Origin of the sequence: Streptococcus sp. HMSC061E03, from assembly GCF_001813505.1 — a bacterium.
In the GTDB taxonomy this organism is placed as follows: Bacteria; Bacillota; Bacilli; order Lactobacillales; family Streptococcaceae; genus Streptococcus.
Map to the genome: position 1 here is coordinate 20,419 of NZ_KV812786.1, position 25,169 is coordinate 45,587.

Here is a 25,169-nt window from a genome sequence, read left to right on the forward strand (position 1 = left end):
GGAACTTCGTAGAAGTTCGCTGACGTCCGTACCCACCCAAGGAAAGTCTCAAAAGTGAATTTCATCTTCAATATGAAGCGAGAACTCTCACTTTTATTTTTTCTTAGCCTTATTTAAAAATTGTTCTCTCAGGCTGGCTACTCGGTCTTTTTTATTGACTCCACCCTTTGAATGCTTTTCGTGGAATCGTTGAACCTGAGCCTTTCCTTTATCATCTAATTGGTATTTTCCCATAATGTCCTTTTCTAATCTGTCACTTGGTGACCAGCTGATTTGATCGTGGATCCATTCATGTGTTTGACCCGTGCAGCGATTTCCTTATGACGGCCATTGACCATCGGACGAGCTTGCGGGTTTCCTAGATAACCACAGGTCCGTTTGACCACATCAACCGTTTTCGGATCACTATTGCCACAGTTTGGACAAGCAAATCCGCGCTCAGTAGGCGTGAAATCTCCTTCAAAATCACACTTGTAACAACGGTCAATCGGCGTATTGGTTCCGAGATAACCGACCCGGTCATAGGCATAATCCCAAACCGCTTCAAGGGCTTTTGGATTTTGTTGGAGCACAGGGTATTCACAATAGTGGATAAAGCCACCAGAAGCTCCAGCTTCCGGATAAACTTTTTCAAAATCCAACTTTTCAAATGGCGTTGGGTTCTTACGAACATCGTAGTGGAAACTATTGGTGTAGTATTCCTTGTCTGTGATATCCGGAACCTGACCAAATTTCTCCGTATCTAGGCGACAGAAGCGGTCTGTCAAGCTTTCTGACGGTGTCGAATAGATGGAGAAGTGGTAATCATACTGGTCAGACCATTCTTCCACGCGCGCTTTCATATCCTTGATGATATCGATCGTGAATTGTTTGGCTTCTGGATTGTGTTCCCAATTTGGACCATAAAAGACGGTTGCGACTTCATAAAGTCCGATATAGCCAAGAGAAACGGTCGCTCTGCGATGACGGAAGAGCTGATCTACCTGATCATATTTACCCAAGCGTTTCCCGAAAGCCCCATATTGGTAGAGGATCGGCGCATTGGCTGGTGTCGCTTCTTTGGTGCGTTCCACGCGGTAAACCAAGGCATCTTCAGCGATGTTCATCCGTTCATTAAAGATTTGCCAGAACTTCTCCTTGTCTCCGCCCGATTCCAAGGCAATCCGAGGTAAATTGACGGTCACGACCCCAAGATTCATCCGGCCAGAATTAACTTCCACACCATTCTCGTCCTTCCAACCTTGAAGGAAAGAGCGACATCCCATCGGCACCTTGAAGGAGCCTGTCAACTCGACAATCTTGTCATAAGACAAAACGTCTGGGTACATGCGCTTCGTCGCACATTCCAAGGCCAATTGCTTGATATCATAGTTGGGCGTTCCAGGTTCTAGGTTGAGCCCCCGCTTGAGGGTAAAGATCAGTTTTGGAAAGATGGCTGTCCGATGTTCTGAACCCAGTCCCTTGATTCTAATTTCCAAAATCGCCTTTTGGATTTCCCGTTCGAAGCGATTGGTTCCAAGACCAAAGCCAAGCGAAGTAAAGGGAGTTTGCCCGTTCGAAGTAAAGAGGGTATTGATCTCATATTCCAGCGATTGCATGGCATCATAGATATCTTTTTGAGTCTTGCTCCAAGCATAGTCCTCTTGCTTTTCAGGAAGCACCCACTCTTTGGCATCTGCCAAGTGTTTTTGGTAGTTCTTTTCTGCATAAGGGGCCAGGACCTCATCGATCCGGTCAGCCGAGCAACCCCCGTACTGACTAGAAGCTACATTGGCAATAATCTGCGAGATTTGAGCCGTTGCAGTTTGGATGGACTTAGGACTTTCGACTTCTGCATTCCCAATTTTAAAGCCATTTCTGAGCATGCCTTCAAAATCGATCAAACAGCAGTTGGTCATCGGTGTATAAGGGCTATAGTCCAAATCATGGTAGTGGATATCCCCTTTTTGGTGGGCATTGGCTACGTGTTTAGGCAACATTTTAAGACCAATAGACTTACCAACGATCCCTGCCGTCAAATCCCGTTGCGTATTAAAGACATCGCTGTCCTTATTGGCATTTTCATTGACAACCGCTTGGTCCTTGTTGAGGAGTTTTCCAATCGTAAAGTTGATATCCGTCGCTTTTGAGCGCTCAAAATCCCGTTGAGTCCGATAAGTAATGTAGCTCTCAGCAATCGCATATTCATTGGCTTGAAGCAATTCATGTTCGACAACATTTTGGATCTCATAAATCTTCACGCCATTTGGAAAACGTTCCAAAATCTCTGCGATTACACGATCGACAATGGCTTCTAGTTTGGCTTCCATCACTGGAGTGAGAGAAGTCACTTCTTCTGTCGCCTTCAACAAGGCTTTATAAATTTTTTCAACATCGAATTGAACACGGCGGCCATCTCGTTTTTCAACAAAAATATCCGGGGCCATTCTCAGTTTTTCTTCTCTCAAGGTGATCATACCAAACATGCCTCTCTTCATTTATTTACATACAAGTTGTATTATACCACTCCAAAAATAAAAATCAATATCTTGTGGTGAAAATTCTAAAAAACTTTCTAAAACACAAGATATTGATTTTCTTAAGAGCGTTGATAGAGTTTGAAATAACGGTATTTCTTCTCAACTAGACGATAATTTTCTTTGAGCAAGTCCTTCATATTGGAGGTCAACTCCACCTGATTGTTGACCACAATATACTTGGGTTCAGACCGATCGATTTGTTGGATCGCATTGGTCCGATTTTCATTAATTCCCAGATAAGAAGTTGGAGTCAATAAGGCAGAAGCCGACAAGCGATCACTTTCTTGATAGATGGTAGCCGTTGTATCCCAAGCATAGATGGTATCTTTGGCCTTGCTGTGGTTATGAATGTAGCTAGCGATAGCGCTCCGTTCACTGGATTGACCAGACTGAACCACGACATCTTGGACCACTGGATTCGCTAATAAATAGACAAGGGCTACTAGCGGCAAGAAAGCTTGGCTCGTAAAGTAAGCGGCCCAAACTTCCTTGTTTTTCTTCTTCCGACCACGACGTTCGATCCCATCGTTTTCTTCCCCATCTCGTGAGAACCAGATTGCAAACAAGGGAAGAACAAATGGCAACATCGGTAACAATTGGTAAGCGCCTTGTTCAGGAAGACCAATCGACACAATGAGGACTACCAGGCTACCTGCCCATCCCATAAAGCGGAAGATCCGGCGAGCACTGCTACTTTGCTTGGTAAAGGACATCAAAAAGGCAGAAACTAGGCCAAAGGCCAGCGCCAACAAGCCATAATAGATGGCATTACTGAAGGTCTGTCCATTCGTGAAATTCAAGGCATTAAAGACATAGGTTACTTGGTTAATGGCATAGCCAAAAGTCTGATTCAAAACGGTGATATAGCCAATTGGATAAAAGACAAGTGAGAAACCAAGGAGAGCCGCTAGCAGTTGATAAAAGCCACGTGCCCATCTCTTTTGCTTGATATTAAAGGCTGTTAAACCAAGAAAGGCCAATAAATAGAACAGGGCACTAGTCATCGGATCAACTAAGAAAGCCACAGCGGCAATCGCACCATAAAGGATAAAGCCTTCGTCCTTACGATCCCCAATCAAATAAGCCAAAATGAAATTCATGCTGGCAAATAGGATTGGAAGGCTAAAGAAGGTGACATAGGTCCCTCCAAAACCAAGGCCTAGCACCAAGAAATAAAAGAGCAACTGGACATTCTTCGCTGTATCTTTATCAGACACCAGCAAGCGCACAACCCGATAGAGGTAAGTACCCGCAAAGAAGAGGGCAATCGCTTGGAGAATCATCAAGATCCAATGTCCACCAGCTAAACTTCCCAACCAGTTGATTGCATAATAGAGCAGACCATTGGTTCCGTAAAAATCACCAAACGGTACTTGACCCTTGGTCATTGCCCAGCCAGCATACAAGTTTTGCGATTGTTGATTGGTGGCAAAACGGGTTAAAATTGGCACCCCGACATGCAGCAAACTAATCAAGAGACTCAACACAAAAGGAATCGCTAGGGGCACTGGACGCTTGGAGTGACGACGGATCGGTTCAACTGCCACATCCGCTTCTAGCTCTTCCGTATTCTCTTCTAGCTTAGATGCTTCCGCTTTTGTCGCTTCAACTCCCGCCTTACGCGAACGACGACTCATCCGACTGAGCGGTTGCTCCGCTTCCTGTTCCGATTCTTGTGTAGGTTCTGCTACTGCTTCTGGCTTGGCATCACTAATTTCCTCTGATGCCTCCATTGCAACCGGCTCCTCCAAGACTTCTGCCTGCTGGCTATGAGTCGGCTCTTCTTCACGAAAGACTGATTTATCTAGCGCTTCGCGAATTTCACGTGTATCCTGAAAACTATCTCCCACGTGAAGCCCTAACTTTTTCGAAGTCATTTCTTGCTCTTTTTCGCTCATTCTTTTTCCTTTTCTTCGCTATTCCTCTGCTCTTTCCTTTTAGAAAAAAGCCCATTATCTTCTCTAGTATACCAAATTCTGCCGACCCTGTCAGCCTCTTGCCACATAGTCCTATGGAAAAAGAGTCAGATCTCTCAGCTTCTGACTCTTTCTTCTGTATGCCCACACCTATTACAACATCGGTGCGAACAATTGCATAATTTCCTTGATTAAGCTTTGGTGCCATGTAAAGCGGAAGGTGTCTTCCGTGATTTCTTGAGACACTTCAAAGATATGGTCAAAGTCCTCCCGAATCTTTTTCAAGGCAGGCGTCCGATACATCCAGACCGCATTTTCATAGTGATGGACCAAACTGCGGTAATCAAAGTTAATCGACCCTACAACCGCCATTTCGTCATCTGCCAGGACTTGCTTGCTATGGACAAATCCAGGTGTATACTCATAAATCTTTACTCCTGCATCCATCAGATCCAAGTAAGCCCCACGCGTAACAATTTGGATCAATTTTTTATCCGGAATATGCGGGGTCACGATGCGAACATCCACCCCACGAAGGGCCGCATTGCGGATATCCTCTGCCAAATCATAATCGATGATCAAGTAAGGAGTCGTGATATAGACGTAATCCGTCGCCTGGTTAATCATATTTTGATAGACTGTCTTTCCAACCTGCGACTTGTAAATCGGTTTTGGTCCACTCCCATAGGGAATGTAGAGCCCTTCTCCTTCGACCGCCTTATTTTCAATATGGTAGCGGTCAAAATCCTCGATTTCCCCACGGTTGATGTACCAGTTCATGAGGAAGAGTCGCGTTAAGGCCTTAACAGCTCGTCCATCTAAACGAATGGCACTGTCCTTCCAGTGACCAAACCGCTCAATGTGGTTGATGTACTCGTCTGCCAAATTGACACCACCCGTATAGCCGATCTGGCCATCAATGACCAAGATCTTACGGTGGTCTCGGTTGTTATAAGCCACTGTTAGACGGGGGATCACCTTGTTAAACTTATGGGCATCAATCCCCATCTTTCGCAATCGTTTGGTATAGTTCCCAGCCAAGGTTGCCATACAGCCGATGTCGTCATAAAGGAGTTTGACTTCGACCCCCTCTTTCACTTTCTGCTCTAAAATCTCTAGGATACTGTTCCACATCAAGCCCTCATCAATGATGTAAAACTCGATGAAGATAAATTTTTTCGCCGCTCTCAGATCCTCTAGTAGTTGCTCATACATCTCCTCCCCTAGAGGGTAAAAGGTTGATGCCGTCCCATTGTAGAGATCCGCATTGTGATCCATGGATAAAATCGACTTGACCAAGCCATAAACCGCCTTGCTTTCTTGCTTGAGCTCCTTACGCAACTGATGACTATTGTCCTCTCGAAACTTCATGGACTCCATATTTTTCAGCTGGATCATTTCCTTTTTGGACAAACGTCGCTCTCCAAACATGAGGTATAAAAGCGATCCAAAGACAGGAATGACGGCAATCAAGAGCCAGGTCACCTTATTTTCAGGCGGGGTATTTCGATTAACAATAGCTAAGATTGTCGACACATATAAGAGCCCAATGACTGCAACAGATAGCCAATGAGGGAACCATCTATTGAGCCAGAAGAAGGCCGCAAAGGATGCCCATAGTTCAAAGCCCATAAACAAAATACTAAATCCATATTTGGACATTAATAGACGTAATTTTCGAAAGGTCACAGCATCCTCCTTTTTTCTTTCTACTAGTATACCAATTCTTTTTACCCGATGCAACGACCAACCAAGCCCCTTCTTGACAAACAAAAAGAGGCTGGGACAAAAGTCCTAGCCTCTCTATTGTTTTTGGATTGTCGAGCAAGACGCAGTTGTTGAGTGGGCTCTAATACGCTGATTTCATCAGCTTATACAGGCCTACTCAACTGTGCGGAGGTGGAACGACGAAATCGAATTCTAACGAATGACCGATTTCTGTCCCACTCTCTCTTGTCTCGTCCCTTATTGCTTGGTCAGGACAATAATCCCTTGATCATCCTCTGCTTGCTCCAGATCTTCTAGCGACAACTGATCCCCTTCGATCCGATAGCGATAAGGCTCATCTCCGATACGCATGGATTGATTGACCGGATCAATACTAACCTCTTTGGCCTCTTCTTCTCCATCAGCATCTTGCACCGTAAACGTGCCTTTTTGACCCGTCACAACTAAGAGGATCGTATTTTCCTCGTCCTGTCCTCGATAGCTTCCATCTATGGACACCCCTTCTTTCTGTTCTTTACTCGCAGAAGTCACAGTCTGTGATGAAGCAGACGTCTGTTTGCTCGAAGTCTGTGTCGCTTGTTCTTGCTGGCTACAAGCAGTCAGGAAAAGGGCTACTGCCAAGGTCAGTATAGACATGATTTTTTTCATTAAGATCGGCTCCTTTCGCCATAACCGTATACTATCTACCACCAGTATACGCCAAGAAAGTCTTTAGGTCAATTGTTTACCCCTCTAATAAAAATGCCCTTACTTCCGCAATAAAATACAAGGATCCTGTGACAAATAAGACTTCATCTGGGGAACTCTGATCCATAAATTCTTTGATATAGGCCTTGTAGTCCGCTACATAGGGCAGGTCTTGTCGGTCGCCTTGTGCCACCACTTCACCGTAATGAAAGGTCGTCAAAATCAATTCAGCTTCCGGCAATCCCGCTTGAAGCGTTTGGAGCATCCCGCTATAATCTTTTCGCTTGAGGGCCCCAAATAAAATCTTCACGCGCTTTCCTGCTAAGCTATTGGCAAACTCGATCAAGCGCAACATAGCATGAGGATTATGGGCGCCATCCAGATACACCTGGTCGCCAAACAACTCTAGACGGCCCGGCCACCGCGTCTCTTGCAAGGCGTGCTTGACCTGCTCCATATCCACTTCTTCATCTAGGCCTTCCATATAGAGGAGAAAGGCCTCCAGAGCTACTGCAGCATTTTCCCGTTGGTAATCACCCTTCAAGCCCAGAGACGGCAAGACAAGTTCCACACGTTCATTCCAAAAGCGATCCTGCTCTATGCCAAAATCTTTCTGGAAGGCGTGGAGACCCACAGCCAATTGCTCCGCTTTTTCTTGACAAACAGCTATAGCATCATCCGATAAGGGACCCACCACAGCTTTCTTGCCCTTCTTAAAGATTCCTGCCTTTTGCTGGGCGATTTCCGCAATCGTCCCTCCCAGTGTTTCCTGGTGATCCAGGCCAACCGAAGTGATCACTGCGATCTCTCCCGTCACTACATTGGTCGTATCTAGAAGCCCACCGATGCCAACTTCCAACAAGACTACATCCACAGCTTGTTCCTTAAAATACAAGAGGGCCATGAGGCAGATAATCTCAAAATAAGAGAGTTGGTCCTGGGTTTGAAGCAAGGTCTGCTCCATTTGTTGAACTTCTTGACCAATCCGAGTAAAATCTTCATCTGAAATCGGCTGATCCCCAATACAAATCCGATCATGGATACTGATCATATGAGGAGAGGTAAAGGTCCCAACCTTCTTTCCGTGAGCCATCAATAATTGACGCAGAAAGGCGATTGTGGATCCCTTCCCATTGGTTCCTGTCACATGAAGGATCGGGTAAGCCTTATCTGGCCTCCCTAAAAGGCTCACTGCCTGCTCCATACGATCCAGTCCCGATCGAAAATTCAGACCGATCCGACTATTCATCCATTGCTCAATCTTATTCACATCTTCCTCCTAAAAGAAAAAAGCGACAAAACCTCTTCTGACGTTTGCGCTCCTTTCTTTTGTAGTTATTTCTTTCTCATTTTTACAGCAAGTCCATCGGACTTCCTGCTTTTTCTTGTTTCTTGAAGCAGGGCTAAAAACGTCCCCCGGACTTACCAACTCTTTCCAATTTCTTGGAGTTGGGGTAAAAACATCCAGTGGATGTTTTTACTCCTCCATGAAGCTGTTGAAGACTTCTTCGATCATATCCCATTCTGCATCTGAGTCTTCTGGGATTGGTTGAAGGTCGCCTTCTGTTCCGTCTTCGTTTTCTGTAAATGAATAAGCTTGGATTTCAACTTCGCCGTTTTCATCTTCTTCTGCATTTGCAGGGATCAAAAGGACATAGTTTTTCCCAAATTCTTCTTTGCCATCAATGGTCAAAAGAATTTCAAACAAGGTTTCATTTCCTTGTTCGTCCACCAATGTGATTAATTCACGTTCTTCATGGTCGTGGTTATGATCATGTGCCATACTATTCTTCCTCGTTTTCTTTCTAAAAATTGCGATCTAAATAATTTTGTAAAATAAGCTGCGCCGCTAACTTATCAATAACTTTTTTGCGTTTGCTACGGCTAATATCTGCTTGCTCAATCAACATCCGCTCTGCAGCAACTGTCGTCAACCGTTCGTCTTGGTAGTCGACTGGCAACCCAAACTTTTCAGCAATCATCGTGCCGTAAGCCTGACTGGCTTCCACACGTGGTCCGCTGGTATTGTTCATGTTTTTCGGCAAGCCCACAACAAAACGGTCCACCTTGTATTGAGCTACTAATTCGGCTAAGCGCTCCAAACCGAATTCTTTTTTGTCTTCATCGATTTGGATGATTTCAAGACCCTGAGCTGTAAAACCGAGAGGATCACTCACAGCAACCCCGACAGTCTTTGAGCCAACATCCAATCCCATAATTCTCATTAGAGGTCTATTCCTTGCCCTTTCAAATAATAACGTACCAATTCTTCCACGATCTCGTCTCGTTCATATTTACGAATTTGGTTCCGTGCATTATTATAACGAGGTACATAGGCAGGATCACCACTGAGTACGTATCCTACGATTTGATTAATTGGATTGTAGCCTTTTTCATCCAGTGACAAGTAAACATCTTTCAAGGTCTCGCTAATTTCCTTACGATTTGAATCATCAAGATTAAAACGTACTGTTTCATCTGTAAATCCCACAAGAACACCCTCTTTCCTTAGAATATTACTATTATACCATAATCAAGAGTTTTCCACAACGGTCAAGCCCTTGATTTTACAGCTTTTTCAAGCATTTTTGAGCTATTTCAGTTAAACTGTTTTTTTATTTTTGCTCACTTGCTCCAGCATTGATGAGATTGTCCGCAAATTGACTCGGTGTCAGCTTCAACAACTCTGGTAAGTGATTGTTTTTGAAGTAGGTCATACCTTCAGCCTTCTTCACATCCATCGCTTCAAAGTCATAGGTGATGGTTACCTTGTATTCATTCTCATTTTCCAAGGTCAAATCAGCTGTGAAACCTGGCACTGTCAAAGCTTCTTTAAAGGCATCATCCTTATTAAAGGATTCTCTCAATTGCTTTTGCGCTTCCTCTACTCCAACCTGTTGGATCCCTTTTTTCAACTCCTCATCGGTTGCCGTCACATTGATGGTCTCCAATTTTTTAAAGGTATTCCCCACATAGGTGACGATTTGCGTCTGTTGTGTCCCCTTGTCATCTTTTGGAAAGACAAAGGTTCTAGTGATGACTTTATTTTCTTCAGCTTTTTGCAGGATACTCTTATTATCCTTTTGCAGTTGCTCTGCTTTTGCTTGGATTGCCTTTTGTTCACTTGAATTTGGCGTTTTCGCTTGTTTTTTTTGACCGCATCCAGTCAAACACAAGGCAAGTGCACCCAATAAGAAGATTTTCCTTTTCATTTTCCATTCCTTACTAGTTATTGTTTTCTAAAATATTGTATCATAGATTTGGTAAAATGGCGCAGTAAACTGCTTTCCATTTCGATTTTTAACAAGAAAAAATCAGAAACAAATTGTTTCTGATTTTCAATCGTTTTAAAGAGCTGCACGCATCCGCGCTTCTGCATTTTCTACATTTCGAACTGATCGTGGCAAGAAGGCACGAATATCATCTTCTTTGTAGCCCACTTGGAGACGTTTGTCATCTACCAAGATCGGACTTTTAAGAATACGAGGTGTTTCCATGATGATGTCAATGACTTCATTGACACTCAAGTCTTCAATGTCCACTCCTAGATTTTTAGCGTATCGATTTTTTGAAGAGACAATACTTGCCACTCCATTTTCAGTCTTTGTAAGGATATCCAATAATTCTTCTTTGGTGATCCCTTCCTTACCGAGGTTTTGTTCTTTATAGGTTAGCTGATGAGCGTTGAGCCAAGTCTTTGCTTTTTTACAGCTGGTGCAACTTGACACTGTATAAATTTTAATCATGCCTGCACTCCTTTCGCTACACGATAATACTATCGTATTAAATTATAACACAAAAACCATCAGTCTAGCGACCTATTTTGAAAAAAATTAATCTTCAATTTCAATCGCGTCATCTAAATCTAGAGTTACTTCTTCTACGACAGGAGCTGCTTCTTCAGTTTTATCAAGGGTTTTCACTGCTTCGTCTTCTTCGATCAAACCAAAATGAACCCGAACCTTGTGGTCGATTTCGTCAAAAATTTCTGGGTGGTCAGCCAAGAATTTCTTAGCATTTTCAGATCCTTGACCAATTTTTTCGCCATTATAGGAGTACCACGCACCCGCTTTTTGGATGATATCCAAATCTGTTGCAATCTTCACCAATTCACCTGTACGTGAAATTCCTTCCCCGTACATGATTTCGACCATGGCTTCTTTGAACGGTGGAGCTACCTTGTTCTTCACAACCTTGATCTTAGTTTCCTTACCAACGTTGGTATCTTTTTGGTCCCCAGTCCCCTTGATTTGAGTGTTTCCACGAACATCTAGACGGACAGAAGCGTAGAATTTAAGGGCACGACCACCAGGTGTGGTTTCAGGATTCCCAAACATGACTCCAACTTTTTCACGCAATTGGTTGATAAAGATGGCAATGGTCTTGGTCTTATTGATCGAAGCTCCGAGTTTACGCATCGCTTGACTCATCATCCGAGCTTGCAAACCAACGTGGCTATCCCCGATATCTCCATCGATTTCCGCACGTGGTACCAAGGCCGCAACAGAGTCGACAACCACCAAATCAACCGCACCAGAGTCGATCAATTTACCAGCAATTTCAAGACCTTGTTCCCCTGAGTCTGGTTGAGACAAGAGAAGTTCGTCGATATTGACCCCAAGAGCTGCTGCATAAGATGGATCCAAGGCATGCTCCGCATCGATAAAGGCAGCAATGCCTCCTTCTTTCTGTGCTTGCGCTACTGCATGGAGGGCAACGGTTGTTTTACCAGATGATTCTGGACCATAGATTTCGATGATCCGACCTTTTGGATAACCACCAGCACCCAAGGCAATATCAAGCGCCAAGGAACCAGAGCTCATGACTTGTACTTTTTGCTCTGCACGTTCCCCCAAACGCATGATCGATCCCTTACCAAAGTCTTTTTCGATCAATTTCAGGGCATCATTGAGCGCTTTTTCACGCTCATCTCCAAATTTCTTAGAGATATCATCTAATTTTTTCTGTTTTTTCGCCATTCTTTTCTCCTATGTTTTTACTATACAGGAAATGCATGCAACTCACCGACGTTTTCCGTCATTTGAAAGGCACATTTCCTATCCATTTTTAGAATTATTCTTCATTTGGCACAAGCTTCATTATACCAAATTTTCACCATTTAATACAGCCAAGCGCACCAAATTAAAGGCATGAAGGACTGCAATTTCGCGGACATCCGCCCGGCTACGTCCAGCGATATTGACTTGGACACTATCCACTCCATGTGGAGTCGCAAGTCCGATAAAGACGGTCCCTGCTGGATGCCCTTCTAGACTATCTGGCCCCGCAACTCCGGTTAGGCTAATGCCATAATCGGATCCTGTTAACTTACGGGCCTGTGAAGCCATGGCTTGAGCTGTAAAGTGAGACACCACTCCATGTTGCTCTAACTCTTGAGCTGGAATAGACAACATCTTGCTTTTTTCTTCCAGACTATAGGTGACAAAACCACCTGCAAAGATGCTGGACGCCCCTGAAAAATCTGCCAGAGTCGCTTGGAAAAGGCCAGCCGTCAGGCTTTCTGCAGCTGTAATGGTCTTACCAGTCCGTTTCAAGAGATCAAAGGCCACCTTGGCCATCGAATTGTCATCCCCATAACCGTAAAACAGTTCATGCAAGGGTTGATGGTCCAGGGTATGGCGTGATAAGATTTCCTTTTCTAAGACATCGAGCTTCGCATCCGCTGAGGCTTGATCCTTCGCCTTTGTAGACAGACGCAAGGTTACTTCTCCCGTCTTGGCATAAGGAGCCACCGTCGGATCACTCTGCTCTTCAATGATATCTGCTAGGATCGTAACCAGCTGGCTTTCCCCAATCCCAAAGAAGCGCAAGACTCTTGAAAAGAGCTGCTCCCCTGTTGTCAAATGAGGCACCAATTGTTCATTGACCATGGGTTTTAACTCACTTGGTGGACCAGGTAGAACGACATAGGTCACACCATCGACTTCAATCAAACCTCCAACCGCGAGACCTGTACGGTTTTGAAGGGGGATTGAACCGGCAATCAATTGTGCTTGTCGCTCATTATTGGGCGTCCGGACATAATCAGGACGACTCGCAAAGAAGGTGTCGAGTTTGGCAAGCGCTGTTGGATCAAAAACCAATTCTTTCCCTAAAAACTTAGCAAGGGTTTGCTTGGTCAAATCATCCTCTGTTGGCCCAAGTCCACCACATAAAATCACCAAATCACTGCGTTTTGAAGCTGTCTCAATGGTCGAGAAGAGACGACCTTCATTGTCTCCTACCGCCACATGATAATAGACATCAATCCCTAAACTAGCCAATTTTTCAGACAAGAATTGAGCATTGGTGTTCACAATTTGTCCTGTTAGAATTTCCGTTCCAACTGCAATAATTTCCGCCTTCATGGTGCCTCCCACTTATACTATTCGTAATTTTCATTTCATTTTAACACAATTTCCTAAATTATTTAAAAAACAGATTGAAGATAAAGTCCATTTTGGACAACTTTCTTCAATCTTTTTCTTTTAGAGTATAAAGTAAAAAATTCTTAGAAACACTATTACATCAACATTCCTAAGACTTTTAACTATGTGGTAATCAGCTTCTAAAGGGCTATTTTCTATTGTTGATAGAGCTTATCTATATTCCGAAGCAACCATATCGAGCGGTTGCTTTTTGACTACTTTCTTGATCTAAAAGCCTTCTTCTGGCTCTAATTCTTGTTGTTTCCCCTCATTTTTTGTGATACAATAGCATCAATTTTTTCTAGGAGGATGAGATATGGTTTCTACTATTGGTATTATAAGTTTATCTAGTGGGATTATCGGAGAGGACTTTGTCAAGCACGAAGTGGACTTGGGGGTCCAACGACTCAAAGACCTCGGACTCAATCCTATCTTTTTACCTCATTCACTAAAAGGCTTAGACTTTATCAAAGAACATCCTGAAGCTCGTGCGGAGGATTTGATTCAGGCCTTTTCTGATGATAGTATCGACATGATCCTATGCGCCATCGGTGGAAACGATACCTATCGCTTGCTACCTTATATTTTTGAAAATGACCAACTACAAAAGGTTATCAAACAAAAGATTTTTCTTGGCTTCTCGGATACGACCATGAACCATCTCATGTTGCATAAACTAGGAATCAAGACTTTTTACGGCCAATCATTTCTAGCAGACATTTGTGAGTTAAACAAAGAAATGTTGCCATATAGCCTCCACTACTTTAAAGAATTGATTGAGACTGGAAAAATCTCAGAAATTCGCCCTAGTAACGTTTGGTATGAGGAACGGACTGATTTTAGTCCCAAAGCCTTGGGAACACCTCGTGTCAGCCATGCAAATACAGGTTTTGACTTGTTACAAGGCAATGCTCAGTTTGAGGGAGAAATCCTCGGTGGTTGTCTTGAGTCTCTCTATGATATTTTCGACAACTCTCTACACGCAGACAGCACAGACCTCTGCCAAAAATACAAACTTTTCCCTGACTTATCCGACTGGGAAGGAAAAATCCTCTTGCTAGAAACAAGCGAAGAAAAGCCTAAACCTGAAGACTTCAAAAAGATGTTGAGGACTTTAAAGGACACGGGTATATTCGAGGTCATCAGTGGACTCTTGGTCGGAAAACCTATGGATGAAACTTTCTATGACGACTATAAAGAAGCACTATTGGAGATCATTGATAGCAATATCCCGATTGTCTATAATCTGAATGTCGGACACGCAACTCCAAGAGCAATTGTCCCCTTCGGAGTCCACGCCCATGTAGATGCAACGGAGCAAGTCATTCGCTTTGACTATAACAAATAAGAGGCTGGGACAAAAGTCCTAGCCTCTCAATTGTTTTTGGATTGTCGAGCAAGACGCAGTTGTTGAGTGGGCTCTAATACGCTGATTTCATCAGCTTATACAGGCCTACTCAACTGTGCGGAGGTGGAACGACGAAATCGAATTCTAACGAATGACCGATTTCTGTCCCACTCTCTTTTTCTATATTCTCTGATGTTCTAGTCATCTAAAGTTACTTATTTCCACTTTTCCATTCACAATCATTCTCATGGTCATCAACCAATCCTGCTGCTTGTAGGTAGGATAAAACTGCGACTGGTCCGGTGAACTTAAAACCACGCTTTTTGAGGTCCTTGGCTAGCTTCTCAGAAAGAGCTGTCTTCGCTGGAGCCTGCCGGTAATCTGGAACATCATTGTTGATGGTTTTCCCATTGACAAAAGACCAAAGATAAGCATCAAAGGATCCAAATTCTTCCTGGACTTGTAGAAAGGCTTGAGCATTGGCCCGTGTCGCATAGATCTTAGCACGATTGCGGATGATGGCTGGATTGTCTAACAAAGTTTCCAGTTCAGAGTCGGTCATCTCTGTGACGCGTTGAAGATGGTAAGCATGAAAAGACTCTCGGAAAGCCTGCCGTTTATTGAGAACCGTCTCCCAAGATAGTCCAGCCTGATAGGTCTCCATACAGAGTAACTCAAAAAGGGCCTGGTCATCATGGAGGGGCCGACCCCATTCTTCATCATGGTAAGCTACATATAACGGATTGGTCATTTTGACCCAGCCACAGCGTTTTGGCATCTTCTTCTCCTATTTCACCAACATCTTAAGAGCAGACTTGATGTAGTTTTCAGCAGTATCAGAAGTTCCTTCAAAGAATTTCTTGATTTTCTTAAGTTCCGTTGCCTTGTAGCCCAATGCCAACATGGCTTCCATAGCTTCTTCAAGGGCTTGGTTTTCTTCTGCAACTTTAGCTTTGGACTGAGCCGGTGCATCTTCTAGATCAAGATTGATCTTACCTTCCAAGTCCAGCACCATCTGTTGGGCTGTTTTCTTGCCGATCTTCGGAAACTTGGTCAAGTAAGTGATGTTCTTGCTTTCGATGGCTTGGACAAGGCCTGCATTGTCATCCGCAGCGATAATAGCCAGAGCTGAAACTGGGCCAATTCCAGATACCGAGATCAAGTTCAAAAAGAGCTTTTTCTCTTCTTCTGTCGCAAAGCCATAGAGCAGGTGAGCGTCTTCACGGACTACTTGATGGAGATAGACTTGCACCTCTCGATTCATTTTACCAGAGTAAGCATAGGGATTGGCCACATGCAAGAGATAACCGATCCCAGCTGTTTCTACCACGATGTATTTGGCGGTGATTTTCGTCAAAATTCCTTTAATATATTCGTACATAATCTTCCTTTATTGTTTGATTAATATTTGCCCAATTCCCGTAAACTGGTGTGATTTTCCTGAATGCGTCGGAACATCTTTTCCATATCCGACTTGGTGAAGTTAACCAAGACCGGACGGCCATGAGGGCAGTTATAGGGGTTGTCACATTGGGACAATTGGTAGATCAGGTCGCGTGCAGAGTAATCGTCCAGCGTGTGGTTGGCCTTGATGGAGCGTTTGCAGGACATCATGATGGCCAACTCCGCCCGGTATTTCTTGATAGACACTTCCTTGGTCAAAAGGAGCATATCACACATTTCATAGATACCCGACTCGATCTCTTCCTCCTTCATCCAGATCGGATGCTCCCGCAAGATCAACTGGTTGGCTCCGTACTCTTCTAAGTAGACGCCCACTTCTTCTAAGAGGTGCTTGCGCTGTTGCAGGCGGATCAGATCGTCTGTAGGGAACTCAAAGATATAAGGCACCAGCAGTTGTTGCTGACTGCCATCCACATCCCCGATGCTCTCGCGGTATTCTTCGTATTTGACCCGCTCTTGGGCCGCATGCTGGTCAATGATGTAGAGCCCCCCATTACCTTGGGCAAAGAGATAGGTCCCATGCATCTGACCAAAATATTCCAACTCTGGGAAGGTCGAATGTTCTTCCCCATCCAACTTATCATAGGCCTTGTCTAGACTAGCCAGATCCAACTCTGGGTGGTCCAGCTCATCGTAGACCGCAGTCTTTCTTTCCGCAAACTTGATCGCACTTGTCGGTTTTTCTACTGGGTTTTCTTGGATTCTAGCTTCAGTAGCAACCTCATCTGCTAGAGACCGTTGAGGATCTGCCACTTCTGGTCGAAGCTTGAAATCTTGACTTTCTCGATCATAATAGAGGCGATTTTCCTTTAAAGGCAGGGTTGTCTGCACTGGCTTTTCTGTTCGACGAATGGTCGACTTGGCTAGATTTTCTAGAGCATCCGGAATTAGGTCCTGCTCTTTCAAAGCGTTCGCAATAGCCTGGGAGATCAAGGCCATCAGTTCTCGTTCTTTGGAGATACGAACCTCTTGCTTGGTAGGGTGAACATTGACATCCGCTAAGTAAGGATCGATCTGGATATTAATGATCGCGAGTGGAAAGCGCCCCACCATGAGTTTACTGCCGTAGCCGTCTAAGATAGCTCGATTGAGCAAGAAATTCTTGATGTAACGGCCGTTGATAAAGAGACTGATGTAATTGCGATTGGCACGAGTCAATTCAGGCAAGGACACAAAGCCCGTCACTTCAAAATCCAGGTCACGATTTTCAATGGCCACCATCTTCTTGGCAGACGCGAGGCCATAGACACCCGCAATCGCTTGCCGGAGATTGCCAGTCCCCGCTGTTTTGGTCATTTCTTTTCCATCATTGATCAAGGTAAAGGCAATCTCAGGATGGGCCAAGCTCAAGCGATTGAGAATATCCACAATATGGGATAGCTCTGCCTGCTGGCTCTTTAAATACTTGAGACGAGCAGGTGTATTAAAAAAGAGATCTTCCACTGTGATCTTGGTCCCGACAGGGCTTGTCGCTGGCTCCAATTCCTCAATTTCGCCACCCTTTGCGACCAATTTGGTCCCGTGGGCAGCTCCTTCTTGCGCCGTTAGAAGGGTTAGAATACTGACAGAAGCAATGGAAGGCATGGCCTCACCACGAAAACCAAGCGTTCGAATACGAAAGAGATCCGCTTGACTCTTGATCTTACTGGTCGCATGTCGACGGAGGGCCAAAGCGACCTCATCGTGCGCTATTCCTTCCCCATTGTCTGTAATCCGAATCGACTTCAATCCTGCTTCTTCGATTTCGACAACAATCTGGCTAGCCCCAGCATCGATCGAGTTTTCAACCAATTCCTTGACCACACTAGCAGGTCGTTCAATCACTTCACCTGCCGCAATCTGATTGGCTAGGACTTCTGGCAATTCAATAATCTGTGACATGTCTGCTCCTTTACCTATTTTTTCACCGATACATGTAGCTCTATTATACCACAGATCCACAAGACTCCCTTTCTTAAAAAATAGAGGCTGGCCCATCTTCTTCCTTAAAAACCGCATAGACAAAGAAAATGACCACATAGACAAATCCCCTTGTCTTCCCTTTGGAAAAAGTGTTTAATAGTAGTGTAAAGAAGGAGCCGGGCTAGCAGGCCAACCGACTTTACCCAAAGGAGGGAGAAACGATCTTATGAAAGTTGAAGTACAAATTGATTCCCACTTCCAAGAAGAAGCGGTGATGATCACAGCACCTGCACTGTCTGCGCGTGTAGAGAAAATCCGAGACTTTGTGGAAGAATTGGATCAAAAAGGGCGCTTACGTGCCAAAAAGGATGGGGAAGCTTACCTGATCGAAAGCCAGCTATTCCAACGTTTTTACATTGAAAATCGGCAAGTAATTGGTGAGACCATGACAGATCAATTTATTCTGACTGGGCCACTCTATCAGTTATCTGAAGACTTACCGACCTGCTTTCTCAAAATTTCCCAATCTGAAATTATCAACACAAAAGAAATCGATCACCTGCACTTTACCAGTGGAGGATCGGTGCAAATCTATCTTAAAAACGGGAGTCTGACCTACTCCTCCCGTCGTTACTTGAAAGCCATTAAGGAGAAATTATCATGCTAAAACAATCTTTTTCTGACGCCCTAAAAGGGATTTTCATCGGGCTCATCCTATCCATCTTCTTTTCCTATCTCTTCTCACCTGAGTTGTACCTTCCCTTAAGTCCCAACTCTACAGTCGGCCGCTGGATGTTCTTGCATCATGTTCACGGCTCACTGGTCATGCTCTATTGTGCTCTCGTTTGGGGTGCAATTGGGGTCCTCTTTAGCTTCGGAAGTCTCCTCTTTCAAAAAGACTGGAGCCTCTTACGGGCTACTCTGAGCCATTACTTGCTCATGTTGCTTGGCTTTATTCCCCTAGCTACGTTAGCCGGCTGGTTTCCAGCACGACTCGGATTTTACCTCTCACTCGTTGTCGAATTCACCCTCGTTTACGTGATCATCTGGTTGGTCTCCCATCATTTTTATAAAAAACAAGTCCAAGAAATCAACCAAAGCATTGCTAACCACTAAGAGAAAAGATCCTCGCTATTACGAGGATCTTCTTTTTACAATTTCTTTTTCAATTCGGCGACTGCCATCATGACTTCCATGGGAGTCATATTGTAGAGATCCAGATTCTTCAATTCTGTGATCACTGTACTTTCTGTTTCTTCCTCAAAGAGGGACATTTGTTCAGCAACCTGCGAAGACACTTCCTTTTTAGGAGTTGTATCCGCAAGCGGTACTTGCTGGGCTTGTCCTTCGAGCTTGGTCAAAATCGCATCCGCCCGCTTCAGCAATTCTTCTGGCAAACCAGCGATCTTGGCCACGTGAATCCCATAGGATTTATCTGCTGGGCCGGGTTCAATCTTGTGCAAGAAGGTAACCTGACCATCTCGCTCCAAGGTCGCAACATGAACATTTTCCAAACGGGACAAGGTCTCTGAGAGAGCCGTCAACTCATGGTAATGGGTTGCAAACAAGGTTTTGGCACCCGTGCGATCGTGAATGTATTCGATGATGGATTGGGCGAGAGCCATCCCATCATAAGTCGCCGTTCCCCGTCCCAACTCATCAAACAAAATCAAGGACTGGGGTGTTGCCTTGCGAATGGCGTGATTGGCTTCCATCATTTCCACCATAAAGGTAGACTGCCCCGATACCAGGTCATCAGCAGCTCCGATTCGGGTATAAATTGCATCAAAGATTGGCAACTCGGCCTTTTGCGCTGGAACATAAGAGCCAATTTGGGCAAGAATCACAATGATCGCCAATTGGCGCATATAGGTAGACTTCCCGCTCATATTTGGCCCCGTAATCAGCTGAATATCCCGTTCTTCGTCCATAAAGATGCTATTAGGAATATAGGACTGGGCTCCCATCACTTTCTCAACAACCGGATGACGACCTTTGTCGATCGCGATTCGTCGTTCTTCATGAAAGAAGGGACGATTCAATTGTTGCGACTCAGCGACACTGGCTAAACTTTGTAAAACATCAACCGTCGCAATCGCCTGAGCTAACTGTTGCAGACGTTGGATATACTTGCCAACTTCTTCACGAATCCGCATAAAAATCGTATATTCCAAATTAGCAGACTTCTCACGCGCCTCTAGCATATCTCCTTCGATACGTGCCAATTCCTCCGTACCAAAGCGTTCTGAATTTTTCAAGGTCGCCTTGCGGAAAAAGTGAGCAGGAACGTGACTCAATTGAGAATTGGTGACATGGAAATAGTAGCCATCCTTCTTGTTGTAATCGATCTTTAGACCTGTAATGCCACTGGCTTCGCGCTCCTTGGCTTCAATCTCAGCAATCCAACCAGTACCATCCCGAAGAACAACACGGTACTGGTCCAATTGCTCATCAAAACCGGTACGGATGATATTTCCCTCTGTAATAACAGCAGACGCTTCCGGAGCAATAGCCGAGGTAATCAAGCGGTGCAATTCAGGAAGTTCATCCAAGCGTGCAATCAAGACATCTAAGACTGGATCACCAATCCCCAGTAGAATTGACTTGATCGTCGGCACATGCCCCAGAGTATCTCCTAGCTGCAAGAGATCCTTAGGATTGATCTTGCCAAAGGAAACCCGACTCGCTAAGCGTTCAATGTCATAGACCCCTTTGAGACTGTCGGTCAAATCGCTCCGTTCAAAGAAATGATCCATAAAGACTTGAATGACGTCCTGGCGCTCTCGAATCCGTTTCAAATCGACTAAGGGTTTCTGAATCCAGGATCGCAACAAACGACCTCCCATGGCCGTCTTGGTTTCATCTAAATACCAATACAAGCTACCATGTTTCTTCCCAGTCCGCGCATTCTCTGTCAAATCAAGACTAGCCTTGGTCGCAAAGTCCATCTGCAAGAAATCACAAATCTCATAATGATGGGCTTTTTTGAGGTGGCTCAATTCCCGCATTTGTGTCTGGTGGACATACTGGAGAAGTTTCCCAGCTGTTTCCTTTTCTAGCTCACTCAACTGATCCCCTAAAAGTTGAACATCGTCGAGCGCCGTCTCTACATGTGACAGCAAGAGATTCATCTGGCTAACAAACACACGCTCTTCCTGTTCTGGCAACTCATAACCCAGGACCACCTCACGCGCCCGTAAATTGCGGATTTCTCCACAAACCATGCTAAAGTCATTGAGGGTCGTCACCTGAAACTCCCCTGTCACCAGATCCATATAGGCTAACCCATACTCATTTCCTGACCGATCCAAAGCAACCAGGAAGTTATTCTCACTATCTGGCTTGGTCGAATCCACCACTGTACCCGGCGTAATCACCTGTACGACTTCACGCTTAACGACCCCCTTGGCTTCTTTGGGGTCTTCCATTTGTTCTGCAATCGCGACCTTATACCCCTGTTCAATGAGAACATCAATATACTGCTGGGCCGAGTGGTAGGGAACACCCGCCATGGGAATTGGATTCTCTGCATTTTTATTCCGTGAGGTTAAGGAAATCTCTAAAATTTGAGCTGCATTCACTGCATCTTCATAAAATAATTCGTAAAAATCTCCCATTCGAAACAGCAAAAAGGCATCCGGATAGTCTTTTTTGATATCTAGATACTGCTGCATTCCAGGGGATATTTTCTCTACTGCCATACTTCTTTATTCCTTACTGTTGCATCATTTTCTGACACAAGCTCCATAGATGAAAACAGGAGTAGATAGCTCACTATCTTCCTCCTTTTGACATCTTAACAGGGCTTGATTACTGCATCATCCCTAAAATTTCATTTTGAATTTCAATGGCTGCCTCTTGGTCTCGACAAACAATCAAGAGGGTATTGGCCCCTGCTACTGTTCCCAAAATACGCTCATCTGACATTTCATCTACACCATTGGCCAAGAGAGCTGCTTCTCCTAGCTCTGTCCGCAAAACCAAAGTGAATTCTGCTCGTGAGACAGACTTGGCGTGGCTGGACAACATAATATAAATCTCTGCCACCTCAGGCTCATTTGGCAAAATATAATACAACTGGTCTTTTCGTTTCACCTTGACTAGACCCAGATCGCGCAAATCTCGTGACAGAGTTGTTTGCGTTACAGCAATTCCTTTTGCTTCTAATCGATCCTGAATCTCTTTTTGAGTCGACAATTTTTCATTTCGAATCATTTGTTGAATCAAAAGGTGACGTTCTGTCTTTTTCATTGGACCTCCACTTTTGAATAAATATACTTTAAATTATACCAAAAAAATTGAAAATTCGCTCAGAATTGTGTTAAAATAATAGTTAAAAGGACTAAGGAGCTAATATGAATAATAAAGAACTCATTGCTAGTGAATTGGCCAAAGTGATTGACTCTCTTGACCAAGATGCTATTTTAAACTTGCTTGAACAACCAAAATCATCTGATCTTGGTGACATTGCTTTTCCAGCCTTCTCACTTGCAAAAGTGGAACGCAAGGCTCCTCAAGCAATCGCTGCAGATATTGCTGAAAAGATCGACCAAAGTGCCTTCGAAAAAGTCGTTGCAACTGGACCTTACGTGAACTTCTTCTTAGACAAATCTAAGATCTCTGATCAAGTAATCAAATCCGTCATCGAAGCAGGTGCAGACTACGGTCAACAAGACGAAGGTCATGGCCAAAACATTACCATCGACCTTTCAAGTCCAAATATTGCAAAACCATTCTCAGTTGGTCACTTGCGCTCAACCGTTATCGGGGATGCTCTTTCAAACATCTTCCGCAAAATGGGCTACAACACCATTAAAATCAACCACTTGGGAGACTGGGGTAAACAATTTGGTCTCTTGATGGTCGCTTATAAAAAATGGGGTAGCAAGGAAGCTGTCGAAGCCAACCCAATCGATGAATTGCTAAAACTTTACGTTCGTATCAATGCTGAAATCGAAAACGATCCTGAGCTTGATGAAGAAGGACGTAAATGGTTCAAAAAATTGGAAGATGGAGATCCAGAAGCAACTGAATTGTGGCAATGGTTCCGTGACGAAAGCTTGGTGGAATTCAACCGTATCTACAAACTCCTCGGTGTTGAGTTTGATAGCTTAAACGGAGAAGCTTTCTACAATGACAAGATGGATGAAGCTGTCCAAATCCTTGAAGACAAAGGCTTGTTGAAAGAATCTAAAGGGGCTAGCATCGTTGAGTTGGATGATGTCAACCTTCCACCAGCTATGATCAAAAAATCAGACGGTGCTACTCTTTATATCACTCGTGATATCGCAACCGCTATGTACCGTGCACGGACTTACAACTTTGTGAAAAACATCTATGCTGTAGGTCAAGAACAATCTAACCACTTCCGTCAGTTGAAAGCTGTTTTGAAGAAAATGGGATTTGACTGGAGTGACGATATGGTTCACGTTGACTTTGGTTTGGTGACAAAAAACCGCCAAAAATTGTCAACTCGTAAAGGAAATATCATCCTTCTCGAACCAACTCTTCAAGAAGCCATCTCTCGTGCCAAAGCTCAGATCGAAGAAAAGAATCCAGAATTGGAAAACAAGGAAGAAGTGGCACATGCAGTCGGTGTTGGTGCGGTTAAATTCTACGACTTGAAGACAGACCGCCGCAACGGGTATGACTTTGACCTTGAAGCCATGGTATCCTTTGAAGGAGAAACTGGACCTTACGTTCAATACGCTTACGCTCGTATCCAATCCATCCTTCGTAAAGCCAACTTCACACCATCTACAGATGCGACATACAGCTTGAGCGATCCTGAAAGCTGGGAAATCATCAAGCTTCTCCAAGACTTCTCTCGTGTTGTCAAACGTGCCGCTGAAAACTATGATCCATCCTTGATCGCAAAATATGCTATCAACTTGGCTCAAGCCTTCAACAAATACTATGCACACACTCGTATCTTGGATGAAAGCCCAGAACGCGAAAGCCGTCTTGCTCTTAGCTACTCAACTGCAGTAGTCTTAAAAGAAGCTCTTCGCTTACTTGGTGTCGATGCACCTGAGAAAATGTAATTTCTTATCTATGATGGATAAGTAGAACATCTCTTACGGGAGTGAGAGGAGAAACTAAATGCGATTCAATTTAGTTCTTTCTCACTCCTTTTCTCATGTCCAATGCCCCTCAATCTCTACATTTTCAGATCCTTTATATACAGGAGAAATCTATGAATCAAACCGTTTACATCTTAATCCTCATCAGTCTAGTGGTCCTCTTTTTATTTAACAAGTACGAAAGAGAAAAACTACAACGGCTCTTACAAGAGCAACTCTTGAAAGATCAAGCTTTCAAAGATAGCATCAAGGAAAAAATCCAAGAGACCGACAATATCAACGATGTCATCCATGCCATCAATAAAGACTATCGATTGGGGCTCCTACTTGCTAAAGAAATCACTGAAAAATTAAAATAAGCCATAGAAGAGGAGTCATATAAAATGCGACTCCTCTTCTATTCAGTCGCAACAAATAAGAGAGTGGGACAGAAATCGGTAATTCGTTAGAATTCGATTTCGTCGTCCCACCTCCGCACAGTTGAGTAGGGCTGTATAAGCTGATGAAATCAGCGTATTAGAGCCCACTCAACCACTGCGTCTTGCTCTACAATCCAAAAATAATTAAGAGGCTAGGACTTTTGTCCCAGCCTCTCTTTATTTTAAAGATGATACAACTCTTCTACAATGGCGGCTACTTTTTTAATATCTCCCAACATCCCCCGCATTTCAAAATCGGCTAACATAGGGAAACCAAAGCGCTGGCTGTATTGCTTAGCGGTTAAACAATATTGATTGTTAAAATTCCGATTGCCTGATCCAACCACTCCTAAGCACTTGCTGGCATTGTCTCCGTAAGCAATAAAATCCGCAACATCTGTCGTCAAAATTTCCACATCGCCATTGTCAACACCATTTCCACCCTCCAAATAGGTTGGCAAAAAAGTGATAAAAGGATTGGTCATTTCAAAGAAGGGCTGGCCCTCTTTGACCAGGTCTTTCACATGCACTTTCTCGATTTCAAGTCCGGGATGGACTTCCAGCAAATAGTCACTTAAGCGACGGACAAAACTCTCTGTATTCCCACTCAGACTAATATAAACAAAGGATACTTTCATCTTTTTTCTCCAATCAAGAAGCTCTCTTATCCTCTAA

Annotated in this window: 24 protein-coding genes; 5 read left to right on the top strand and 19 right to left on the bottom strand. The window is 44.1% G+C overall.

Annotation, left to right across the window (positions count from 1 at the left end; genetic code table 11):
- Nucleotides 1–93: 93 nt before the first annotated feature.
- The 13 genes from HMPREF2917_RS11300 to HMPREF2917_RS06820 form a co-directional block, all read right to left on the bottom strand.
- Complete coding sequence (locus tag HMPREF2917_RS11300) at nt 94–234, bottom strand: hypothetical protein (RefSeq protein ID WP_141751538.1); 141 nt, start codon at nt 232–234, stop codon at nt 94–96.
- Nucleotides 235–245: 11 nt separating this feature from the next.
- Entirely contained in the window at nt 246–2,456 is a 2,211-nt protein-coding gene (gene nrdD, locus HMPREF2917_RS06765) for an anaerobic ribonucleoside-triphosphate reductase (protein WP_070589926.1), read from the bottom strand.
- Nucleotides 2,457–2,578: 122 nt separating this feature from the next.
- Entirely contained in the window at nt 2,579–4,417 is a 1,839-nt protein-coding gene (locus HMPREF2917_RS06770) for an MFS transporter (RefSeq protein WP_070589801.1), read from the bottom strand.
- 171 nt (nt 4,418–4,588) lie between these two features.
- The gene (cls, locus tag HMPREF2917_RS06775; RefSeq protein ID WP_070589804.1) at nt 4,589–6,124 is read right to left on the bottom strand and encodes a cardiolipin synthase; all 1,536 of its coding nucleotides are present in this window, start codon (nt 6,122–6,124) and stop codon (nt 4,589–4,591) included.
- Nucleotides 6,125–6,400: 276 nt separating this feature from the next.
- Nucleotides 6,401–6,811 carry an SP_0198 family lipoprotein gene (locus HMPREF2917_RS06780; protein WP_070589807.1) on the bottom strand — a complete coding sequence of 137 codons (411 nt, stop codon included), beginning with the start codon at nt 6,809–6,811 and terminating at the stop codon, nt 6,401–6,403.
- A 76-nt stretch (nt 6,812–6,887) separates the two neighbouring features.
- Entirely contained in the window at nt 6,888–8,120 is a 1,233-nt protein-coding gene (locus HMPREF2917_RS06785) for a bifunctional folylpolyglutamate synthase/dihydrofolate synthase (RefSeq protein WP_070589810.1), read from the bottom strand.
- 207 nt (nt 8,121–8,327) lie between these two features.
- Nucleotides 8,328–8,633 carry a DUF1292 domain-containing protein gene (locus HMPREF2917_RS06790; protein ID WP_003001941.1) on the bottom strand — a complete coding sequence of 102 codons (306 nt, stop codon included), beginning with the start codon at nt 8,631–8,633 and terminating at the stop codon, nt 8,328–8,330.
- A 22-nt stretch (nt 8,634–8,655) separates the two neighbouring features.
- Entirely contained in the window at nt 8,656–9,075 is a 420-nt protein-coding gene (gene ruvX / locus HMPREF2917_RS06795; RefSeq protein ID WP_003014525.1) for a Holliday junction resolvase RuvX, read from the bottom strand.
- Nucleotides 9,075–9,341 carry an IreB family regulatory phosphoprotein gene (locus HMPREF2917_RS06800; RefSeq protein ID WP_003002070.1) on the bottom strand — a complete coding sequence of 89 codons (267 nt, stop codon included), beginning with the start codon at nt 9,339–9,341 and terminating at the stop codon, nt 9,075–9,077. The genes ruvX and HMPREF2917_RS06800 overlap by 1 nt, the downstream gene beginning before the upstream one ends.
- A 124-nt stretch (nt 9,342–9,465) precedes the next feature.
- Nucleotides 9,466–10,062, bottom strand: coding sequence for an SP0191 family lipoprotein (locus HMPREF2917_RS06805; RefSeq protein WP_031576799.1), 597 nt, complete (start codon nt 10,060–10,062; stop codon nt 9,466–9,468).
- Nucleotides 10,063–10,197: 135 nt separating this feature from the next.
- Complete coding sequence (gene spx, locus HMPREF2917_RS06810) at nt 10,198–10,596, bottom strand: transcriptional regulator Spx (protein WP_003009108.1); 399 nt, start codon at nt 10,594–10,596, stop codon at nt 10,198–10,200.
- Between the two features lie 87 nt (nt 10,597–10,683).
- Nucleotides 10,684–11,829: a recombinase RecA gene (gene recA, locus HMPREF2917_RS06815; RefSeq protein WP_003002082.1), complete on the bottom strand. Its 1,146-nt coding sequence runs from the start codon at nt 11,827–11,829 to the stop codon at nt 10,684–10,686.
- A gap of 120 nt (nt 11,830–11,949) precedes the next feature.
- Nucleotides 11,950–13,218, bottom strand: coding sequence for a competence/damage-inducible protein A (locus tag HMPREF2917_RS06820; protein WP_070589813.1), 1,269 nt, complete (start codon nt 13,216–13,218; stop codon nt 11,950–11,952).
- Nucleotides 13,219–13,594: 376 nt separating this feature from the next.
- Between HMPREF2917_RS06820 and HMPREF2917_RS06825 the strand changes: the two genes are divergently transcribed.
- Nucleotides 13,595–14,626, top strand: coding sequence for a S66 family peptidase (locus HMPREF2917_RS06825; protein WP_070589815.1), 1,032 nt, complete (start codon nt 13,595–13,597; stop codon nt 14,624–14,626).
- 211 nt (nt 14,627–14,837) lie between these two features.
- On the opposite strand, the gene HMPREF2917_RS06830 is transcribed toward HMPREF2917_RS06825, so the two are convergent.
- Genes HMPREF2917_RS06830 through mutL form a run of 3 tightly spaced genes read right to left on the bottom strand, consistent with a single transcriptional unit; the run spans nt 14,838 to nt 17,971 of the window.
- A complete protein-coding gene (locus HMPREF2917_RS06830) occupies nt 14,838–15,404 on the bottom strand; it encodes a DNA-3-methyladenine glycosylase I (protein ID WP_070589818.1) in 567 nt (188 codons plus the stop codon).
- A 9-nt stretch (nt 15,405–15,413) separates the two neighbouring features.
- Entirely contained in the window at nt 15,414–16,007 is a 594-nt protein-coding gene (ruvA, locus tag HMPREF2917_RS06835; RefSeq protein WP_070589821.1) for a Holliday junction branch migration protein RuvA, read from the bottom strand.
- Nucleotides 16,008–16,027: 20 nt separating this feature from the next.
- A complete protein-coding gene (mutL, locus tag HMPREF2917_RS06840) occupies nt 16,028–17,971 on the bottom strand; it encodes a DNA mismatch repair endonuclease MutL (protein WP_070589928.1) in 1,944 nt (647 codons plus the stop codon).
- 247 nt (nt 17,972–18,218) lie between these two features.
- Here mutL and HMPREF2917_RS06845 point away from each other — a divergent pair, with 247 nt between their 5' ends.
- Together HMPREF2917_RS06845 and HMPREF2917_RS06850 are read left to right on the top strand one after the other, a co-directional pair.
- On the top strand, nt 18,219–18,659 hold the full coding sequence (locus HMPREF2917_RS06845) for a LytTR family DNA-binding domain-containing protein (RefSeq protein WP_021154101.1): 441 nt from the start codon (nt 18,219–18,221) through the stop codon (nt 18,657–18,659).
- Entirely contained in the window at nt 18,653–19,108 is a 456-nt protein-coding gene (locus HMPREF2917_RS06850) for a DUF3021 domain-containing protein (RefSeq protein ID WP_049492667.1), read from the top strand. The genes HMPREF2917_RS06845 and HMPREF2917_RS06850 overlap by 7 nt, the downstream gene beginning before the upstream one ends.
- 35 nt (nt 19,109–19,143) lie before the next feature.
- On the opposite strand, the gene mutS is transcribed toward HMPREF2917_RS06850, so the two are convergent.
- Nucleotides 19,144–21,693: a DNA mismatch repair protein MutS gene (gene mutS / locus HMPREF2917_RS06855; RefSeq protein WP_070589824.1), complete on the bottom strand. Its 2,550-nt coding sequence runs from the start codon at nt 21,691–21,693 to the stop codon at nt 19,144–19,146.
- 109 nt (nt 21,694–21,802) lie between these two features.
- Nucleotides 21,803–22,243: an arginine repressor gene (gene argR, locus HMPREF2917_RS06860; RefSeq protein ID WP_023919910.1), complete on the bottom strand. Its 441-nt coding sequence runs from the start codon at nt 22,241–22,243 to the stop codon at nt 21,803–21,805.
- Between the two features lie 104 nt (nt 22,244–22,347).
- Here argR and argS point away from each other — a divergent pair, with 104 nt between their 5' ends.
- Nucleotides 22,348–24,036: an arginine--tRNA ligase gene (argS, locus tag HMPREF2917_RS06865; RefSeq protein ID WP_070589826.1), complete on the top strand. Its 1,689-nt coding sequence runs from the start codon at nt 22,348–22,350 to the stop codon at nt 24,034–24,036.
- 152 nt (nt 24,037–24,188) lie between these two features.
- Complete coding sequence (locus HMPREF2917_RS06870) at nt 24,189–24,434, top strand: hypothetical protein (protein ID WP_023919916.1); 246 nt, start codon at nt 24,189–24,191, stop codon at nt 24,432–24,434.
- 242 nt (nt 24,435–24,676) lie between these two features.
- Here the strand turns inward: HMPREF2917_RS06870 and nrdI are convergent, their stop codons facing one another.
- Nucleotides 24,677–25,132, bottom strand: coding sequence for a class Ib ribonucleoside-diphosphate reductase assembly flavoprotein NrdI (nrdI, locus tag HMPREF2917_RS06875; RefSeq protein ID WP_070587707.1), 456 nt, complete (start codon nt 25,130–25,132; stop codon nt 24,677–24,679).
- Nucleotides 25,133–25,169: the final 37 nt, after the last annotated feature.

Coding starts and splice junctions, on each gene's coding strand:
- HMPREF2917_RS11300 (WP_141751538.1), bottom strand. CDS start 234: ATGGGAAAATACCAATTAGATGATAAAGGAAAGGCTCAGGTTCAACGA.
- nrdD (WP_070589926.1), bottom strand. CDS start 2,456: ATGATCACCTTGAGAGAAGAAAAACTGAGAATGGCCCCGGATATTTTT.
- HMPREF2917_RS06770 (WP_070589801.1), bottom strand. CDS start 4,417: ATGAGCGAAAAAGAGCAAGAAATGACTTCGAAAAAGTTAGGGCTTCAC.
- HMPREF2917_RS06780 (WP_070589807.1), bottom strand. CDS start 6,811: ATGAAAAAAATCATGTCTATACTGACCTTGGCAGTAGCCCTTTTCCTG.
- HMPREF2917_RS06790 (WP_003001941.1), bottom strand. CDS start 8,633: ATGGCACATGATCATAACCACGACCATGAAGAACGTGAATTAATCACA.
- ruvX (WP_003014525.1), bottom strand. CDS start 9,075: ATGAGAATTATGGGATTGGATGTTGGCTCAAAGACTGTCGGGGTTGCT.
- HMPREF2917_RS06805 (WP_031576799.1), bottom strand. CDS start 10,062: ATGAAAAGGAAAATCTTCTTATTGGGTGCACTTGCCTTGTGTTTGACT.
- spx (WP_003009108.1), bottom strand. CDS start 10,596: ATGATTAAAATTTATACAGTGTCAAGTTGCACCAGCTGTAAAAAAGCA.
- recA (WP_003002082.1), bottom strand. CDS start 11,829: ATGGCGAAAAAACAGAAAAAATTAGATGATATCTCTAAGAAATTTGGA.
- HMPREF2917_RS06820 (WP_070589813.1), bottom strand. CDS start 13,218: ATGAAGGCGGAAATTATTGCAGTTGGAACGGAAATTCTAACAGGACAA.
- HMPREF2917_RS06825 (WP_070589815.1), top strand. CDS start 13,595: ATGGTTTCTACTATTGGTATTATAAGTTTATCTAGTGGGATTATCGGA.
- HMPREF2917_RS06830 (WP_070589818.1), bottom strand. CDS start 15,404: ATGCCAAAACGCTGTGGCTGGGTCAAAATGACCAATCCGTTATATGTA.
- ruvA (WP_070589821.1), bottom strand. CDS start 16,007: ATGTACGAATATATTAAAGGAATTTTGACGAAAATCACCGCCAAATAC.
- mutL (WP_070589928.1), bottom strand. CDS start 17,971: ATGTCACAGATTATTGAATTGCCAGAAGTCCTAGCCAATCAGATTGCG.
- HMPREF2917_RS06845 (WP_021154101.1), top strand. CDS start 18,219: ATGAAAGTTGAAGTACAAATTGATTCCCACTTCCAAGAAGAAGCGGTG.
- HMPREF2917_RS06850 (WP_049492667.1), top strand. CDS start 18,653: ATGCTAAAACAATCTTTTTCTGACGCCCTAAAAGGGATTTTCATCGGG.
- mutS (WP_070589824.1), bottom strand. CDS start 21,693: ATGGCAGTAGAGAAAATATCCCCTGGAATGCAGCAGTATCTAGATATC.
- argR (WP_023919910.1), bottom strand. CDS start 22,243: ATGAAAAAGACAGAACGTCACCTTTTGATTCAACAAATGATTCGAAAT.
- argS (WP_070589826.1), top strand. CDS start 22,348: ATGAATAATAAAGAACTCATTGCTAGTGAATTGGCCAAAGTGATTGAC.
- HMPREF2917_RS06870 (WP_023919916.1), top strand. CDS start 24,189: ATGAATCAAACCGTTTACATCTTAATCCTCATCAGTCTAGTGGTCCTC.
- nrdI (WP_070587707.1), bottom strand. CDS start 25,132: ATGAAAGTATCCTTTGTTTATATTAGTCTGAGTGGGAATACAGAGAGT.